Annotated in this window: 9 protein-coding genes; 2 read left to right on the top strand and 7 right to left on the bottom strand. The window is 48.5% G+C overall.

Annotated features, from left to right (window positions below; all coding sequences use genetic code 11):
• Window positions 1–26 precede the first annotated feature (26 nt).
• The 5 genes from AC5FXQ_RS02200 to AC5FXQ_RS02220 form a co-directional block, all read right to left on the bottom strand.
• Window positions 27–7,931, bottom strand: coding sequence for an HYR domain-containing protein (locus AC5FXQ_RS02200; protein ID WP_493600864.1), 7,905 nt, complete (start codon window positions 7,929–7,931; stop codon window positions 27–29).
• A gap of 97 nt (window positions 7,932–8,028) precedes the next feature.
• Window positions 8,029–9,507: an apolipoprotein N-acyltransferase gene (gene lnt, locus AC5FXQ_RS02205; protein WP_493600865.1), complete on the bottom strand. Its 1,479-nt coding sequence runs from the start codon at window positions 9,505–9,507 to the stop codon at window positions 8,029–8,031.
• A gap of 945 nt (window positions 9,508–10,452) precedes the next feature.
• Complete coding sequence (locus tag AC5FXQ_RS02210) at window positions 10,453–11,430, bottom strand: helix-turn-helix domain-containing protein (RefSeq protein WP_493600866.1); 978 nt, start codon at window positions 11,428–11,430, stop codon at window positions 10,453–10,455.
• Between the two features lie 119 nt (window positions 11,431–11,549).
• A complete protein-coding gene (locus tag AC5FXQ_RS02215) occupies window positions 11,550–11,762 on the bottom strand; it encodes a hypothetical protein (protein WP_493600867.1) in 213 nt (70 codons plus the stop codon).
• A gap of 117 nt (window positions 11,763–11,879) precedes the next feature.
• On the bottom strand, window positions 11,880–12,152 hold the full coding sequence (locus AC5FXQ_RS02220; RefSeq protein WP_493600868.1) for a hypothetical protein: 273 nt from the start codon (window positions 12,150–12,152) through the stop codon (window positions 11,880–11,882).
• Window positions 12,153–12,704: 552 nt separating this feature from the next.
• Between AC5FXQ_RS02220 and AC5FXQ_RS02225 the strand changes: the two genes are divergently transcribed.
• The gene (locus tag AC5FXQ_RS02225) at window positions 12,705–15,113 is read left to right on the top strand and encodes an SGBP N-terminal domain-containing protein (RefSeq protein WP_493600869.1); all 2,409 of its coding nucleotides are present in this window, start codon (window positions 12,705–12,707) and stop codon (window positions 15,111–15,113) included.
• Window positions 15,070–16,695, top strand: coding sequence for a Kelch repeat-containing protein (locus AC5FXQ_RS02230; RefSeq protein WP_493600870.1), 1,626 nt, complete (start codon window positions 15,070–15,072; stop codon window positions 16,693–16,695). Before AC5FXQ_RS02225 ends, AC5FXQ_RS02230 begins: the two co-directional genes overlap by 44 nt.
• A 556-nt stretch (window positions 16,696–17,251) precedes the next feature.
• Here the strand turns inward: AC5FXQ_RS02230 and AC5FXQ_RS02235 are convergent.
• Together AC5FXQ_RS02235 and AC5FXQ_RS02240 are read right to left on the bottom strand one after the other, a co-directional pair.
• Entirely contained in the window at window positions 17,252–17,944 is a 693-nt protein-coding gene (locus tag AC5FXQ_RS02235) for a GDSL-type esterase/lipase family protein (protein WP_493600871.1), read from the bottom strand.
• Window positions 17,945–18,003: 59 nt separating this feature from the next.
• Window positions 18,004–19,266: a sugar MFS transporter gene (locus tag AC5FXQ_RS02240; RefSeq protein ID WP_493600872.1), complete on the bottom strand. Its 1,263-nt coding sequence runs from the start codon at window positions 19,264–19,266 to the stop codon at window positions 18,004–18,006.
• Window positions 19,267–19,268 lie beyond the last annotated feature (2 nt).

The raw sequence follows: 19,268 nt of genomic DNA on the forward strand, positions 1-19,268 counted from the left end.
TTAAAGATTTTCTAAGCGTTGCCGACTTATTTCCCCAGGATGGTGACCACCCCGCGCTTCACCCAGTTGATGTCCTTCACCTCCACGGTGAAAAGGAAAGGGCCTTTTAGGATTTGTCCATTCGGGCCGCGTCCGTCCCAGCCCTTCTCCGGGTCCGTCGTCTCAAAGACGCGCACGCCGGAGCGGTCGAACACCTGAATGTAGACCTCGTTGTAGAACCTTAGCTCAGGGATGGTCCAGTTGTCGTTGACACCGTCGCCGTTCGGAGAGAAGGCGTTGACGATCTTGAGCTGGTCCACCGTGCGGTCATAGGCCTGCTTGGTGAGCGTAAAGGTGCGCTCGATGCTGTTCAGGTACGGATCCGTGCTGCGCACGCGGATCGTGAAGCTGGTCATGCCCGACAGGCCGTTGTTCGACTTCAGGTATACCTTATCGCCGCGGATCTCAAAGAGCGCATTATGCGCGTCGCCCTCGCCGCTTGCCAGGGTATAGACAAACTCGGTGTCATCCGGATCGGTGGTGGTCAGCGTTCCGATCACCTCCTCTGCTGTGGCTTCTGGCTTGAAGCTCGTGGCGCTGAAGGCAAGGGCAGTTGGCGCAATGTTCGGCTCTACCTCCACGATCACCTGGGCGGTCAGGCCTCTCAGGTTTGTGGTACCGTCAGCAAGTGTTAACTGGCCGGTTAATGGATAGATGCCTGCGATAAGGCCGTTGTAGGTCCCCTGCGCCCAAACCACACCGATCGCCTCGGTTGCACCGTCCGAGTAGGTGACCATGACGGTACCCGGAAGCGGTACGCCTGGGTAGGTAGTTCGGATCGGCACGTTGATCTGAGCCGGGCTTGCCACTGACACGATATCGCGTCTCACGGTTACCGTCTGGGTGGCAGTCGTTGAGTTGCCCGATCCGTCCGTCACTGTCCAGGTCACAGTAGTGGTGCCGGTTGGGAATTCGACTGGCGCATCGTTGGTAACAGAAGCTACCGTACAGTTGTCCGAAGTCGTGGGCTCACCCAGCGCCACGTTGGAGGCGCTCGTCTTGCCTGCGTCTACGTTCACGACAACAGCTGCGGGAGCCGTGATCATCGGTGCTACTTTGTCTTCCACTGTCACCGTGACTACTGCAGTGGCTTGGTTGCCGCTGGCGTCCGTCACCGTCAGGGTCACCGTGTTCTCTCCCAGGTCTTCACAGCTGAAATTGCTCTTGTCAAGCGACAGAGATACGATGCCGCAGTTGTCCGCAGAGCCGTTGTCCAGCTCAGCCGCTGTGATCGTGGCGCTGCCTGCAGCGTCCAGCTGCACCGTGATGCCTTTTACTAATACAATAGGAGCGGATTTATCTTCTACCGTCACGATGGCTGTGCCTGTAGCGACATTGCCGCTATCGTCAGTTACTGTCAGTACCACCTCGTTGGTACCCAGGTCGCTGCAATCGAACGCAGTCCTGGACAGGGACATGGAGGCAATGCCGCAGTTGTCACTGGAGCCCTTGTTGATGTCAGCTGCCGTAATGGTTGCTGCACCCGAGGCATCCAGTTGGATGGTGATGTGCTGCACAATGACCACCGGCGCTACTTTATCTTCTATTGTCACGGTAGCGGTTGCCGTTGACTGGTTGCCGCTCTTGTCCGTCACGGTCAAGGTCACCGTATTCTCTCCCAGGTCCTCACAGCTGAAGCTGGACTTATCCAGGCTTAGTGTTTCAATGCCGCAGTTATCAGACGAGCCATCGTTGAGCTGAGCCGCCGTGATGCCGGCCCTGCCGCTCGCATCCAGCTGCACGACCAGGTTACGGGCCATGGCTATTGGGGCAGTAGTGTCCTCAACTGTTATAGTTGCAGTGGCACTTGCCTTGTTTCCGCTCTTGTCCGTCACAGTCAGGGTTACTGTGTTCTCACCCAGGTTCTGGCAACCAAAGTCCGTTTTAGACAGCGCTATTGCAGCGATACCACAGTTGTCGGAAGAGCCCTTGTTGATCTGGTCGGCTGTGACAGTAGCTTTGCCATCGGCATCCAGGGCAACGGTGATGTTGCGTGTCAGCACTGTCGGAGCAATGTTTTCCAGTACCGTGACAGTGGCAGGGGCGGAAGCCGAGTTACCATACTTGTCGGTTACAGTCAGGGTCACCGTGTTGGCTCCCGTCTGGCTGCAGTCAAAAGCAGTTTTATCGAGTGCAACCGTTGCGATACCGCAATTGTCAGAGGAGTTGTTGTTGATCTGCGCAGCAGTGATTGTCGCCTTTCCTTCGGCATCGAGCTGCACGGAGATATCACGGGTACGCACTACTGGCGCCAGATTATCCAGCACGGTCACCGTAGCCGTCGCGGTGGACTGGTTGCCACTGGCATCCGTCACAGTCAGTGTAACTGTATTCTCCCCGATGCTGGTGCAGTCAAACGTCGCTTTGTCCAGAGCCAGTGTAACCTCGCCGCATACATCCTGGCTACCACCGTCTATGTCTGCCGCCGTGATAGAGGCAGCGCCTGAAGCGTTCAGGTATACGGTGATGTTCTTGGCTACAGCGTTTGGTTTAACCTTGTCTTCCACCGTTACTTGAGCCGTCGCGGTAGCTGCGTTGCCGTTCACGTCTGTCACGGTCAGCACCACTTCGTTAGTACCTACATGGCTGCAGTCGAACGTTGTGTTCGAAAGCGTCATAAAGGCAATGCCGCAGTTATCGGTAGAGCCGTTGTTGATATCAGCTGGTACAATCTCAGCGTTACCATTGGCGTCCAGTTGAACCGTAATGTTTTTAGTCACCACGACAGGCGCCGCATTGTCTACTACGGTCACGACCGCTGTTGCTGTCGACACATTGTCGTTCACATCCGTCACGGTGAGCGTAACAGTGTTTTCGCCAACGTTAGAGCAGTCAAAGCTTGTCTTGTCAAGCGACAGTGATTTGATGCCACAGGTACCCGTGCTGCCGTTGCTTACGTCTGCTGCCGAAATGGTAGCCTTGCCAGCAGCATCCAGCGTCACGGTAATGTTTTGTGCGATGGCTACTGGCGCCACATTACCCACCACGGTCACAACTGCTGTTGCAGTGGAGCTGTTGCCGCTTGCGTCGGTTACGGTCAGGGTCACTGCATTTTCTCCCACATTGGAGCAACTGAATTCTGCTATGTCTACTTTATAGGAAGCAACGCCGCAGTTATCCGTAGAACCATCGTTTACATCAGATGCTACTATACTTGCTTTACCGTTTGCATCTAACTCAACGGTGATATTCCTGGTCCTGACAACGGGTGCGGTGTCATCTTTTACGATCACCTGCTGGGTCTGCGAACTAGTGTTTCCCGCCGCATCCGTATAGGTCCAGGTAATGGTATAAGTGCCCTGTTCTGTATAAGAAAGGAGATCAGTGGTTTTGCCCGGAACAGTACCTGACATATTATCATAAGCGCTTGGCACTGCTGTAACAGTTGCCGCACACTGGCCGGTTATAATTGGCAGCATGGCTACAGTTGGCACCGGCGCTTCTTTATCTGCCACCGTTATCACCTGCGTTGCAGTGGCTGTATTACCCGCCGCATCTGTCACTGTCCAGGTGACAGTGGTGTTCCCCATTGGGAAAACTGCCGGTGCATTGTTTGATAAGGCAAGTCCACTACAGTTGTCGGCTGTTGCTGGTGTACCCAACACTACGCCTGAAGCTGTATTTTTACCAGGGTCCGTATTTACCGTAACAGCTGCCGGCGCGGTGATGGTAGGCCTGATCGGGTCAACGACTGTTACCGTGGCTGTTGCGGTTTCACTGTTGCCTTTCGCATCGGTCACCGTAAGTGTTACGGTATTAACACCAAGGTCGGCACATGTAAATTCAGTCTGGCTTAAGCTATAACCATCAGCCGGAATGGAGCAGTTGTCAGTAGACCCGTCATCGATCATAGCTGGTGTTATCCTTGCTTTACCGGTAGCATCCAACTCCACCGTAATGTTTTGCGTGATCACCTGTGGTTTTTGTGTGTCTGTTACAACAACCTGCTGCGTCGAAGTGGAAATATTGCCATTCCCATCATCAAAGCTCCATCTAATGGAGTAGGTACCAAGTTCAGTATAGGACAGTGGATCAGTGGTTGTTCCAGCTATAGTTCCGCCACAGTTATCATTTGCTACAGGAATAGTAGTAACCGTAACCGAGCATTCCCCGGTTATGGCTGGTAATGTGGCAGCATGCGTTTTAACTTCGTAATGGATATTTAAAGTGCCGCCCTCAAAATTAGCTTCCCAACCTGGCCACGTATCGAAGTCCACCTGCATAAAGTTATTCCCACCATATACATAACCGGGAACATCACCGGTAAAATTGATGGTGAAATTCTGACTGTAGGCCAAGAATTGGTTAGAACCTATATGTGTATCAGATACAATTATTCTGGCCGAAGCTCCGGTTCCTCCCCAGCCCTGGTCCCTGCCGGAATAAGTAAGCGTTATACCTGTCACAACGGCACCAGCCGGCAGTGGATCTGTAAAATTAAACCTGTACATGTTCCAGTTAGCTGACTGACCTGCAGGTATGGCAATCGTCTTCGAGGCAATAGTTCCCACTCCCGGTGCCGTCACATCATCTACAACCACCTGCTGTGTTTGGGTAGAGCTGTTACCGTTGCCATCGGTATAGGTCCAGGTAATGGTATAGGTGCCCTGCTCGGTGTAAGTAGTCGGATCTGTCGTGGAGCCTGTAACAGGGCCTGCCACGTTATCGGTTGCTGTTGGTGCAGATACAGTAGCTGAACACTCGCCGGTTACGGTTGGCAGCATGGCTATAGCTGGAACAGGCGCTTCTTTGTCCTCAACTTTTACCACTTGTGTAGCCGTTGCTGTATTTCCTGCCGCATCTGTTACTGTCCAAATGACAGTGGTATTACCGAGCGGGAAAAGGGTCGGTGCATTATTTGATACGCCGACACCCGAACAGTTATCGGCTATGGTTGGTGCTCCCAGGGCTACATTCGATGCCGTGTTCTTGCCTGCATCCGTATTCACTGTCACAGCTGCCGGAGCGGCGATAGTAGGTTTAGTCGCGTCAACAACAGTTACTGTAGCCGTTGCACTCTCGCTATTGCCGTTCCCATCAGTTACGGTAAGCGTGACGGTGTTAGGGCCAACATCCTCACAAGTAAAGTTGGTAAGGTCTACACTGTACCCATCAGCCGGAATGGAGCAGTTGTCTGTTGACCCATTGTTCACTTGGCTTGGGGCTATAGTTGCTTTACCGGAAGCATCTAACTCCACAGTAATGTTTTTGGTAAGTAGAGTTGGCTTCTGCGTATCTGAAATTGTTACATCAAAACTGATAGTCGACGTATTGCCAGCCGCATCTGTAGCTGTAAAAGTATTCGTAGTTTTACCCACCGGGAACAATACACCTGAAGGAAGGCCGGCTGTCTGCGTGATGGTAAGTCTACCATTACTCTGACTGAAATTTACGGCATTTATATAAAGCTCCTGGGCATTTGCGTCTGAAAGGATTGCTGAGCCTCCATAGTTTCCCGTATGTTGGAAGCCAACAGCCTTGCCCCCATTTGGGAACTCCCTCACCGCCACGGCGGCACCATAGGGCGAAGTCATCAACACGATCGGCTGATTGGAATTGTAAGTTCTCACACCTCCAGAATTAGCGGCTCCGGGAGGAAGGGTAAACGTAGCCGGCATATTTTTTAAAATTGGATGTGCGGCTTGAGCGGCCACTACAGAGTAAGCAACCTGCTCACTACTGCCTGTTGCTGATTTCCTCTCAAGAACAACAATGTCTGCCATGGCAGCCATCGTCTTTGAGGCATCTACTTCATAAGCTGACCACTCGTTCGTAATGTAAGTTCCGCCCTTGTCCACCACAAAATCAACCAAGGCATTTTGACCGGCAGCAGGCATTGCTGTTGAATATGTTGATCCATTCAGGTGTATAACTGCATCAAAACCGGTTAGTAATGGATTTGTACCATCATATCTTGTTTCGCTGGTAGCACTTAAAACAACATCAAGACCTGCAGCTGTCAAAGCATTTTTAAGATTAGTCGTATTCGTATTTATTTCATCCCAAATCAACAATACTTTCTTGCCTTCACTACTACAATTATCAGTAGCCGCTGGCATCGGATAGGTCACCACTGCACCGCATTTATCCGGGTCGTTGTTCTTAGCGATTGATGCAACAGCTGCAAATACAGGCTTTGTAGTATCTTTTATAATCACCTGCTGCGTCTGTGTGGAAGTCAGGCCCTCGCTATCGCTGTAGGTCCAGGTGACGGTATGAGAGCCTTGGGTGGTATAGTGTACAGGATCTGTCGTAACGCCCGTAATCACACCGTCGTTATCATCTTGGGCTGTCGGAGCAGTTACCGTAACAGCGCATTCCGCAGTGATAGTTGGCAATTCAGCTACTGCTGGGACCGGTGCTTTGTTAACGGCCACGATCGTTACATTGACAGTAGCGGTGTTGGAGACGTCGGTTCCGTTGCTTACCCTGTAGGAGAACACATCTGTGCCAACTACATCAGCCGCAGGGGTATAGGTAAAGTTACCATTGGAATTGAGAACGATCGTACCTGTAGCCGGCGCGGTAACCAGGCTATAGCTTAAAGGCTTACCATCAGGGTCGCTACCAGCCAGTTTGCCAGAATACGCAACATTCTCGTATGTCTTTACATCGCCGGCTGTTGACGGAACCCTGGCAGTTGCCAGGTCCATATTCTTGAGCGTACCATGGTTTGCATGGCTTGTGGCGTCATAGGCGATTGTGCCGGTCGTTTCATCAAAGCGCCAATAACCTGCCAAACCGGCTTCTTTGCCATTCAGAGTTGTAGCTCCAAGGGTTTTGATTTCTGCTGCGGTTAGGGCTCTTTTCCAGAGCGACACATTATCAATCTGACCATTGGCAAAACCACCATCCGCACCCATATAGGTACCAATGCGAATAGGGGCGTTTGAGGCCGAAGAATTAAAATTCACAGTGCCAGATCCAACCAAAACCCCATCTGCATAGATTTCCATCTTGCGCTGGCCATTTACATTGCGCCGTACAGTGGTCACCTGTACCCACTCTCCTACTTTGTAGGCTTCTGGTGTACCAACCCAGGTCCAGCCATAACCATGTTTGTCAATTCCGTAAGTAAATTTTCCGTCTTCAGCCGTTAGCCAGAACTGCATATCCCCGCCACCTGAAGGCCGGTTGAAAAGACCGGCAATTGCCATACTATTTGCCTTAAACCACAACGAGACAGTAAACTCCGTTTCAGAATTGAACTGGTTCGAAGGCTGGGACGGAATTTCTACATAATCGTTTACGCCATCGAACTGCAGCCCATTCAGGTATCCTGCTATTGGTTTATTTTGCGGTGAAGTAGTGTAAAGCACAGAAGGCAACGTGCTTGGCTGCCCGATGGATTCATCACTTAGCTTAAAAAAATATCTTCCTTCCTGAGCAGATGCTGTCGGCTGAAGCACCCACTCAAATTCCTTCATAATGGATTCATTCTGGAAGACTAATGCACCCTGTGGAGTAGAACTAGCTAGCACCTGTCCGGTCCTGAAGTTCCCGCCAGCGCCTGGCGTTAGTTGTTCGGTTGTTGCTTCCCCTCCCTGCACATGACCACTTGAAGCTAGTACAAAATGCTCGGCGTGATCGTTTGTAGCCAGTATCCTGGTAAAAGGGCCGTCAGCACTTCTGGAATACCCGATTTGATTCTCTATCTGACTAGTATAAGTGTAGTCAAAGCCACTTGCTTGTGAGGCGATCTTGATTCGTAGCCGGAGCATTTCATCCGAAGAGGTGATTTTAACCTCTTGGTTCTCTGCCCCCTTCCAGGTGGCGTTGGTTTCGGAACCATCATCGTTCCTCCAACGCCAGTTGCCATGGCTTAACGAGGGCCCGGCAACTGCTTCGAAGAACAGGCAACTGAAGAAAAAAAACAGTAAAAGTTTTTTCATACTAACGTGAATTATATTGGTTGGAATTATAACCCCTCGCATACAGCATTTTACAGATCAATCCTGTAGATACGTTTGCTCCGGTTTGATTTAAAACTTAAGCTGAAAGGATCTCTGTCCTCCTGTAAAACCTGACAAGAAGCAGCAGTACCGTTGCTGAAAAAATGGTGTATAAAAAATAGTGATAATCAATCGGGTCGATCTGGTTAGGATAAATATCTACCCGCTGCACACTGCTCCGTTCAGCGTGATACCGGGCTCCAATATCACCACTTGCCCGTATCAATCCGGATACTCCCCTGTTGTTGTTAATTACCAGGTCTTTTCTTGCTTCTATTGCTCTGAGTCTGCCGTTGTAAAAATGCTGCTTTGTAATAAAGAAGTCTGAAAACCAACCATCATTGCCCAGATTGATAAGGAAGGAAACCTGATCAGAAGCTAGCCTGTTTGTTAAAGCAGGTACAGCCGATTCGTTACAGAGCAATACACCAGCCTGACCCCATGGCGTTTTTATAGCCTGCAGCCTGGCCCCTTGCTGCACCACCAGCCCGTTGCCTGATAAGAAAGGAAGGATGATATTTCCATTATCGTTAAAAAGTGGCCTTTCGATAAGCGTGAGCAGTTCCTGCTTATCATGTCGGTCCAGTACCTCGCCTGTCGGGTTGAAGAAATAAGCGGAATTGAAGACTGCATTACTATTCTGAGCGACAGCTGTGCTCATCCCAAGCAAAAAATGAGCATTTTTGCCAGAAGTGGCTTTGGAGACTTCCTTTAGAAAGTCATCGTCCGCACTAAAAGTCCAGGGGATGACGGTTTCAGACCATAGGATAAGGTCTGGGTTATCCACCACAGCCTCCCTGTTGAGCGAGAGCAGACGCTCTACCAATGCATTCCCATTACGGGCATTCCACACAGTTTCTGGTGGCAAAGAAGCCAGGACTAGCGCTGTACTTATTTTAGGATGGCCAGTCGTATCCGCCTGTTGTGAGATATTATAATAAAGCCATACGCCGGCTATAAACTGAGTCACCAGTATTAAGACTGGCAACAGTAGCCACCTCCACGCTTCGGCATGAATGGCGTGACTGAAAGTATAGTTTACCAGAACCAGCAGAAAGGAGAGCATGTAAACACTACCTGCAGCTGCAGACTGCGCCATGAATAAGCTCCCGGCCTGAGAGATGCCGATACTATAGCTCAACCACGGCATACCGGCGAAGAGTGCAGCACGCATCCACTCAAAAATTACCCAAACAGCAGCCATTAAAAAGGCATTGCAGCATACAGCAACGAAAGAAGTGTTTGCAAACCTGGCTTTGGCAAATGCGGCAAACTGCAAAGCATACAAGCTACTGATAACTAACACCGAAAGCAGCCAGCAACCTATACCTAGTGTTAAGCTGCTTTGCGCATACCGGGCAATGGCAGGTATCATCCAGTAGTTTAGTATACCTGCGGACACAGCACCAAAAATAGCCCCTATATAAACTGCCTGGCGAACCTGAACTACGTTGCATAGTGACAGAAATAGAAAGATGAGTGCAAACCAGGCAATGACATAGTTTACAAGTATCAAAGAGATGCTTGTCAGAATTGCAGAAATAATTACAGCGGTGTAACTATAATTAACAGAAAAGATGCGCAGCTGTTGTATGAGCATTGGCTTATATTGAAGAGCACAACATGCAGGAGCCCTGCCTCACATTTCTAACAAGGAGTAAGCTCCATAGGGGCATTGCTTCTGCAGGCAGCTTGTTCGTGTATTCCGCTTTGGAACCTGGTCTTATCAGGCAAAATGAATTAATATCCATAAATGCCAGAGACTGAACTAGTAGATGCTCCCCAGCAAAAAATGCAGCAAATCGTTTCACAAAATGGGTGTAAAGGTTCGGCTATAAGTTCTGTTTCTAGAAAATGTAGTTGAGTAAGTATAATTAGTTTTCTATAGCCAAGCAGGTGGTACCAGGTCGTAAATTCAGGTAACTACAGGTGGCATCGTTCTAACCGTGCTTCACTGTGCTCTCCTTCCGCATTGCATCACTTAGCTAAAATCCCTTAAAGATCGGCTTAGCAAATGAATAGCAGAGGCTTATAATTTGGTGCAAAAATACAAGCTGTTATAACAACGATTCAACTATGCTGCCTACTCATTTGTCCTGTATTAAAAACGGAGACAAAATAGACAGTAATGTCCCTTAATTGAAACATCGCTATTCTAACTCAAATCATGGTATAGTTTTATCCTGTATTCGACCTGAGCTACAGAAGACAATTTGGTCGTCAAAAAATCAAAAACTACCCATAAAGCAGCTGTCTATTATTATTTAAGTATTCCAGAGACGTTGAAGAAGGGGACTAACCGATAGTATGCAGGATGAAAGGCGTATCTATGCCTTGTTATGTTGCACAGTGTTTGCAAGTGAGAAGTGCAAAACTAATAGTGGGATGCAATCAAAATAATACATGCTTCTTTATACTATAGCGAATATAAATGCAGCATTTAAGGGATTCCTATTTGACACTAAACACCTTTGAAAGCGGCTAAATAGGCCTTCGGACTAAGGCCTTCCATTTTATTAAATGCTTTATAGAACGCACTCCTGGAGGCAAATCCTGCATTAAAAGCCAAAGATTCTATGGTGAAATTCTGCAGGGATTCCTCCTTCTCTAATTGAGTCTTCAGGTAAGTAATGCGGTAATGATTTAAAAATTCTGTAAAGCTTTTCTTATGATACATGTTTAATGCCATAGAAAGCTTGTAGGAGGGAATACCTAAACGTTTGGCCAGGCCCTGCACTTTCAATGTCTTTTCCCGAAAGCATTCCGTTTCCAGTAGAAACTGCTCTAATCTCTCCAGAATGCCTGCTGCCTCCTGCACCTGCATTTGTTTATTAGTCTGCTTGATAACGCGGGATAATGTTTCCGGCTTTATATCCAGAAAGGAGGCTACAATTTCGAGCGGAAGGCGGTCGATGTAGCCGGGCTTTGATTTGATGAAATGCAGGTAACGCTCTTCTGCGTTGCCAATACGAACGACATGTGACCGTTCCTGGGCTTCTCGGTAATAGTTTTCATATACCTGGCGAATGATAAAGTTCATCTCAAAATAGCGGGCATACCAGCCTTGGAGAATATCCGTGTGCACGCCCACCAGCAGGGTCGGCCCCACGGCCACAATGGCTTCCCGGGAGGGTTCTTGACCATAAAGCCCGGATAAAGAGCTGACAAACTCGTTTTCAACAGAAATATAGGTGGTTATTTTCTTATGCTTGTGCTTAGAATAAGCCATCAGGGCGCCTTCCCGGATGAAATACATGTGAAGGCATCTCTCCCCCTGGTAAAGCAGATGTTCCCCCTCTTGAAGCCGCAAGGTGACGGTGTGCTTGTAAAACTCTTCCCGCAGGTTGTCGGAAATCGGATGCGAGGCCTCGAGCAGCTTCAGAACATGGGCAATGTCATCGGCTTTGGCGGGCAGGTATTCAGTGTAACTTTGACTCATAGGGTGACACCTCTGAATAGACTTTGGGAAAACATAAACAGTAAATGTACTGTCAAAAGTTATTTCCGGTCAGTAAAGTTAGCCTAAATTCCCACTTGCTATATAGAAAATTTGCACTATTAATCCATCCCTGCTGTGCCTCCCGCCATGCGGTGCCGGTGCATAAAGCGGATCCGCCGCTCACTTGGCTTGTTTTGGCCACCTGCCGAGACGGGGATACGGTCGGTGATCAAGCCAGAATCAGCCTCCAACAAATTATTTGTGCTGCTCTGAATGATGACATGCTGGCTATTGAGATTATCTCCGAAGCAGGTGAAAAAATATGCAATCATGAACCTGTTCAATCCTAAATTAATTGTTTTGGGAGGATCATGGGCAGCAACAGATGCCTATATTAGACTTCCACCTATATTAGACTTCCAATCAATGTCGCCATTAATAAGTATTCCTTAAGCCTTGTCAGCACCGACACGGAACTTCGGATGTCCAGTCCCGGTAGAAAAGCAGGCGTCATGGGGGCCTGTCTTCTGGCAAGAGATAAAATATTGTCCATACACAGCCTCGTTCTTTCCCTTGTCCAGGAACGTCACGTGGTGGTACCAGGTGATTTGTGCAAGCGTTCCTTGCACAAATCTGTCTTCTATCGTTGCCGGGAGCGCCAAACCGATTTGTGCAGGCGGCTCTTGCACGAAGTCAGGCCATGCATCTGCTAAGGCGTGCATGTACTTGAGTCCAGCACAAGGCCAAGGTATACTTCTTCCACATACTTTCTGATTTTAACATACTTTATCCCGGTTGCTTGTGCAAGCTCCTCCAGGGAGGGCATACGAGCCTCTTCATCATAGAACAGATCCCTTTGCTGTATGTCCTTCAAAAAACATGAGGGGCTCTCCCATTCTCTGTCAGCCGAATTACATCACCCTTCATCTAACTGATATTCAGCAACATACCCTTGGTTTACATACTGTTTTCATTCACGTACCTAAACTTTTACATTTAATTTGTTTTAATGTAGTCCCGAGACTTTAGAGCCTCCTACAGAAATTACAATGACCGTGACACGAGCGCCAGCTGAGTTTTTCCAGTGACTGCGGGCACTGCTCCTTCTATATGCTTTTCAGATCAAATAGTGAAGAATTCCTAGGACAGGGTGACCCTCTTTATAAGTCAATGACTGCAACCGTTGTGAATACCCTCCGTACCAGACAAATATTTCGATATCTTTATATAGGAATTGTAGCAAATTTGCTCTTAATCCCCACTGTTCCTGAGCCATGCGCCTGATTTATACATTTTTAATGCCTCTTCTACTGCTTTCATGCCCAGTCGCCGCCCAAAAGGTGGAATGGGTCAAAGTATTTCCGAAGAACGGCTATGACAGCCAGGTTACCGTAAAGACGGATCTTGACGGAAGCATCTATCTGGTCAATACGCATCCGTCAAACAGAAACTCCGGGTCTATTACCAAAATGAATTCCGATGGGGTCATCCTATGGGATATCAATTTTAGCTATCCTGCCGGGCAAAGTGATCAGGTCATAAATTTCACGCTGGACCCAGCCGGAAATCTTTACGGTACCCTCATTTTTGCGGGCATTAATGGCTTTGATCTAAAAGCAATGAACGGCACTTTCCCCATTGGAAAGAGTCCCGAGGGCACGCCCTCCAACAGTTATGCTACAAATGTACTGACCTTCAAAATAAGTAAGGATGGGGAATACAATTGGTCCACAGTGTATAATACCTATAACTATCACATACACACCGCTGAATTAAGATTCGACCCCCACACCAACACCCTTTACCATGTCGGCGCTTACGCCCTTTTTCTGAATTCTGACAAAACAACGTTGAACACCCTTGCCACCCGCGACAGGGACCTGGTGCCTACTGTTTTCTTCTGTGCTTTGAACGCAGAAACCGGTGAGGAGCAAGTACTAAAAAACTTATACATTGGCGGTGCTGGCACGCTTGTTCCGCTGAGTGACCGTCTTTCCTATTTTCAATCTGCCACCACAACCCCTTATTGGCAGCACCTGAATCACCAGGGAGAACCCCGCCAGCATAAATCCTTTGCGACTGATATGCACGGCAACACGCACCTGAGCGAACCCTTCCTGATCCAGGCGGGGCATTCAAGTTATCGTGATCCTGTCCGGGGATCTTATGACACCCACAATAAAATCAGGATAACGGATCTCTATGGGGATGTTGTTAGAGAGAAAGAATTCTTCTACTGGAATGAGCTGTACCAGCAAAAATACAGGGTGTTTGGAAACTTTGATGTACAGCGCATCCACGAAAATGCCCTATTGGCCCTGATCTCGGGACCACCGGCCAATTTTGACACAGATAAAGCGCCCTTCGATGGGGAAATGCTCACGGCACGTGATTTTCGTTTCCTTTTGCTTGACAGGGAACTGAATATCACCAAAAAGCTTCCAGCCTCTTCAAGTAACAGCTTATCCAATTCCTCCCTGCTCTACAGCCAGAAGGACAAGGCGCTCTACTTATTACTGGAATCACGGGTCAAAAACAGTTTTACGGTCGGCGGTACGATCATTGACATTCCCCCGAATAGGAATTATGTCTTGGTAAAGCTCACCATCGATGAACTGATGGCAGCGCAGGATCACGCCAATGTGCTGAGCTTCCTTGTAGATGGGCAGATTTCATCAGCCGGTATTAATCATGAAGACAAGGTAGTGACTGCTTTTGTTGGCCCTGGATCGAATTTAGCGCATCTCAATCCCAAACTATATTTGTCAGAAGGTGCCAGGCTTAAAGCGCCCTTGAGTCTATCTGCCAATTTTAATCACCCTCAGAGAGTGACAGTGGTCAGTCATTCAGGCAAGGAGCAGCAGTGGACACTACAGGTCAAAAAAACTTCGGGCACCGGAAACGCAATCGAGCTTGTTGAATTCCCGGGGCAGCTCCACGTGTGGATTGACAGCCTCCATAAAAGAGTAGATGTGCTTGTCGCGTATGACGTAGATCCGGGTAATCTAAGGTTATCTGATTTCAAGGCATCAGACTTTGCTACCGTATTGCCTGACCCACTTCAAATGAACGACTTTTCACAGCCCCGGCAATTGCTCATTACAGCGGAGAACGGAAAAAAAAGCAACTGGACCCTTCATGTCAGCAGAAAGCTGCGCGGAGGAAACAGCATTCTGGATATCAGCCTGAAGGACCAGCTCGGCCCCAGCAGGATCAACGATATTGACAGAGTCATTGCGGTGAACTTAGCCCGGTCTGCAGACTGGCACCAAACGATAGAACACCTTGTCCTGTCTCCCGGAGCAAAGATCCTCAGTTCTCCCGGTCAGGCGCACGACTTCTCCGCAGAAGCAAAGCTGACGGTCGAAGCAGAGGACGGCAAGCAGGCCATTTGGACAGTGAAAGCCGAGAAAGTTAACGCTTCCAGCCTGCGTGAAGCAGTACAGGTTTATCCGGTACCAGCAGAGGATGCCTTAACAATCTATTTGCTGTTTTTAGAAAAATCCCCCGCCATCCTAGAGATGATAGCAACTGATGGGCGCATGCTGTTTCGCACATCGATACCCCCTGATAACAGCTCCAGGCATACATTCGACATAAGTTCTGTAAAACCCGGACTCTACATGTTACGAGTAACGCATGCCAATCAGATGCATGCGCAAAAGATCATCATTCAACGCTGATATTCCGATGTACTACATCCGCAGAATTATACCTGTCTTGACTTGCTTGCTCCTGCTGGCTGGCTGCCAAAAGGAGGCAGACATACTCCCCGTCAAAACGCACGTGTCCGTAACACTGGAAAAAGCAGAAATGCTGCACATCGCTGATGTAGCCCTGGAAGCCAAAATGGAGACCACATCGGACCAAGAGGTCAGGTACGGCTTCATCATTTCAGAGTTTGAGACCCCATCACTGGAAAGAGGAAAGGTGATAGAGGTTGGCACTGCCAGAGTGTCCACCTCTTATTCCTATGTCTATTCCAGGACTGATACCGGCAAGACTTACCACATCAGGGCTTTTTCGCAGTTAAAGAACAACACCGTTTACTCCCAAACCCAAGTCTTCAAGCCCGTTGTGCCTGCGATTATGGGGGTATCTCCCAAAAAAATCAGCAACCTCTCCCCCTTAACTATCTCAACAAACCTAAAGGACCTAAACCCGGACCAGCACGTCGCCATTTACCTCGACCAGCACCCCCTTCAGGTAGGTGCTCGCTATAAAAGTCATGCCGGAAGCGTTTTCCAGGCAGAACTGCCCCAAGACCTGCTGGCTGGCAGCTACACGTTATCCATTCAGATTGATGATGTTCTGATAACCTATAAAGAGAAAATCACTGTGTTGTCAGGAAAGTGGGTCAGAGTGCTAGACCTTCCTTTCAATAATTGGCATTCCACTACAACTTTCGCGTATGGTGACTGGGTGTACGCCCTTCAGTTCAAATCCGGTAAAACTGAGTTTTTCAAACAAAACTACAAGACAGGTGACAAGGTTAATCTGACCCCATTCGGTCCCCAGTGGTTCTTGAAAAGCCCTGCTATCGTAGTGAAGCATCCACACGTTCACTTTCTGGGAGGGGAAGAATTCAATGGAAATCTTTCGGGCGAAACGACCGCCAAGCACCTGGTTTATAACATCCTGAATGACAGCTGGAGCCAAGAAGGTGACATTCCTGCTGCGGCGAGAGTCAGTGCAGTGTCAGGGGTCTTTGAAGACAAGCTGTATTTTGGCCTGGGCCACGATCTTCCCCCAAGCTGGTCAATTGGTGCCCTGAAACTTAAGAACGACTTGTGGTCCTATGATCTGCGGACAAAGCAGTGGAAGCAACTTGCTGATTTTCCGCAGTTCGGCAGAAGTGGCTGTGCAAGCTTTATGGTGGGACCACAGCTGCACATTGTCGGGGGAAATGAGCGGAGCCGCACCAACAAAGAGAACTGGGCCTACGATGTCCGCTCAAACAGCTGGACAAGAAAAGCAGACTATCCCGGCAATGGCTACACCGGCTTCACAGGTTTTTCAGTAGATGGCGCAGGATACGTAGGACTCGGAGAAATAGGGGTTTTTGCGACGATAGATACCCGTGAGTTGTACAGAACTTTTTTCAGGTATGACCGACTGGCAGATAGCTGGAGCAGCGTGTCAGAGTTCAACGGGAATGTGCCTATCAATAAATACACAACCGCTGACAGAAACCTGGGCCTGCTGATAGGTACTGATGGATTATACTCGAGTAAGTCGCTCCCTGTTTACACATTTATACCCTAGAACAGGAGCGCCTGACTCTGCAACCAGTTGAAGCTATAAGGGCATAAACTTGCTGATCTCCCTGGAAAACACCCTTACAACTTTTAGCAGCTGCTCCGATCAGAACTGAACTGCGGGGAACTCTCCTCCACCTACCAGAACTATGAGGATGTAAATGAGCAGCTGGTGGCCAAGCTGCGGCAGACGACACGGCTATTGCAAGGACTTGGCGCTTGGAAAGAGGCTAAGAAGAAGAAACTTTAAGAACAGGGAGCAGGTTTATGTTTTTGATATGCAGGAACTCAAACCCATCACATAACTATTTATCCATTAATTACTTAACACTCCTTAATTCAGCAAACACCCGATTTCCCCCTTTCAAGGCCTGTAGGTGCTTTAAATATTCAAATTTACTACTTTGTCCCATAAATATAAAGTTGAAGGAGTAAAAGCCTACCCTCCTACCTCCCAGCAGTTTTATAACTGAGCAGCTGAGACGTTGTACAGTGTCCCTCCTAAGCTACTTAAAGGCCATGCTGCTCAAATTAAAACGCCTCTAATAGTACACAAAGTATTATTAATCCGCTAAGTGAGGCTCAATAATGCTCCGCCAAATGTTGTAGCCCGTCGCTGTCATATGGAGCTTATCGGATAAAAAAAGCTCTGCCTTAGGCATCCCGTCTGTCCCGATCATAGGGCTGCTTACATCCAGAAACTTTACCTTTCGGTGCCATAAAGCATACCGCTTGATTTTCTGATTGACCACCTGCATCGTCGGATACCGGTCCCATCGGGAAATGCTTGGCTTTATAGACAGATACACCAGTTCTGCTTTGGGGAGTTCTTTTTTCATCTTCCTTGCAAAGGCCTTAAACTCCTTAAAGGTCATTTCTGGAGTACTACCAGCTGCAATGTCATTTTCCCCGGAGTACAGGAAAACTTGCCTGGGCTGATATTTCTTCACTATACGTCCGAAATAAAAGGTCGCATCACCCAGCCGGGATCCGCCAAAACCACGCATAATTATTGGATAGTCCGGATACTCCTGGGGGAGCGAAGACCACCTCTTGATAGAGGAGCTACCCGTAAAAACGATACCTCCCTTAGCGGGCATATCCAGGCTGTCTTTCCGCTCAAAGGCGCGAATTTCTTTCTCCCACTTGGCTGGATGTAGAGGATCCTGAGCCAGCAGAGTGGAAGTTGCAAAACCCAGCAGCCCGAGCAAGGCAACAAGGAAGTAAGATAGCCGTGACCTTTGTCCTGTCTTCATCAAATATCGAAGTCAAATGTTATTGAAATGCCCGCCCAGCGTTAAAATCAGGTTCAAGCTTACAAAGAATGCCTTTTGAAAGTATTAGATGGCTTGTATCCATTCAGACCATAAAATATAAGGTAGAAGTAGCAGCACAATGGAATGATGAAGGCTATTCCCCAGGAAAAATGATCTATCAACAAGCCTTGGGCATAAGTCACAAATGCTCCTCCTACTATCGCGGTAGAAAGTAGACCGGAAGCCCTGGTTGTGAATCCTCCCAGACCATTTACTGATAAAGAAAAAATAACGGCGAACATAATGGAATTGCAAAAACCAACCAACACCATCGCCCAAACTGCCAGATAGCCTGTTGAAAGAATGGAGGTCATTATCAACGCTACAGACAAGGACGCCACGATAACCAGTACTCTTGAAGGCTGTAACAGCTTTAACACATAGGCACCTATGAACCGGCCCACCAGCATGCCACCCCAGTAAAAAGACAAGTACAGATTGGCCGCATGCTCCTCGATCGAAAGTGTATCTGCAATGTAGTTCGTCAGGAAGGAGCCGATGGCCACTTCCGCACCTACATACATGAACAGGGCGATGATGCCGTAATTCAGATGGCGGAAACTGAAAATGGATCGCTGTCCTGTCCCTTCTGCTTCTTCATTGCCTTCGGAGGCGGAAATCTGAGGCAAAGCCAAACGAAACACAATAATTCCAATCAACAGCAACCCGAGGCTGATCATCAGATAAGGTTTCACCAGGGCATCGCTTGATGCGTTTGATTCACTTAACCGCGAGAGGATGAACTGGGCTCCAAAAATAGGCGCCACTGTCGTACCAATGGATCCAACCCCCTGTATAAGCGTCAAGCGGGAGGCAGCAGTCTTTGGTGAACCCAATACGGTTATGTAAGGATTAGCAGCAACCTGCAACAAAACGATTCCCGAGGCAACAATAAACAGGGCTGCCAGGAACAACTCATACTGGTGGAACCAGGAAGCGGGCAGAAACAGAAAAGCGCCCAATCCGGCTATCAGGAAACCGGCTACCATTCCATTCTTATACCCTATCCTTTCCACTATTTTCCCTGAGGGGATGGAGAGTAAGCCATAGGTAAGGAAGAAATAGAACTGCACCAACGAGGATTGGGAATAAGTAAGCGTGAAGCCCTCCTTAAAAAATGGGACCAGGGTATCGTTTAATACGGTAATGAACCCCATCATAAAATACAGTACCGCCAAAGCTATGAGCGCAGGCAGGTAATTCTTGCTAGGTGTGGTTTCCTGGGATACCTCCAGCTGGTTTTTAACCGGCAACATGGCCATAT

This window comes from Pontibacter sp. LHS1 (assembly GCF_058932855.1).

Coding starts and splice junctions, on each gene's coding strand:
- AC5FXQ_RS02215 (WP_493600867.1), bottom strand. CDS start 11,762: ATGATTGCATATTTTTTCACCTGCTTCGGAGATAATCTCAATAGCCAG.
- AC5FXQ_RS02230 (WP_493600870.1), top strand. CDS start 15,070: ATGCCAATCAGATGCATGCGCAAAAGATCATCATTCAACGCTGATATT.
- AC5FXQ_RS02240 (WP_493600872.1), bottom strand. CDS start 19,266: ATGGCCATGTTGCCGGTTAAAAACCAGCTGGAGGTATCCCAGGAAACC.
- AC5FXQ_RS02200 (WP_493600864.1), bottom strand. CDS start 7,931: ATGAAAAAACTTTTACTGTTTTTTTTCTTCAGTTGCCTGTTCTTCGAA.
- AC5FXQ_RS02235 (WP_493600871.1), bottom strand. CDS start 17,944: ATGAAGACAGGACAAAGGTCACGGCTATCTTACTTCCTTGTTGCCTTG.
- AC5FXQ_RS02210 (WP_493600866.1), bottom strand. CDS start 11,430: ATGAGTCAAAGTTACACTGAATACCTGCCCGCCAAAGCCGATGACATT.
- AC5FXQ_RS02225 (WP_493600869.1), top strand. CDS start 12,705: ATGCGCCTGATTTATACATTTTTAATGCCTCTTCTACTGCTTTCATGC.
- AC5FXQ_RS02220 (WP_493600868.1), bottom strand. CDS start 12,152: ATGCACGCCTTAGCAGATGCATGGCCTGACTTCGTGCAAGAGCCGCCT.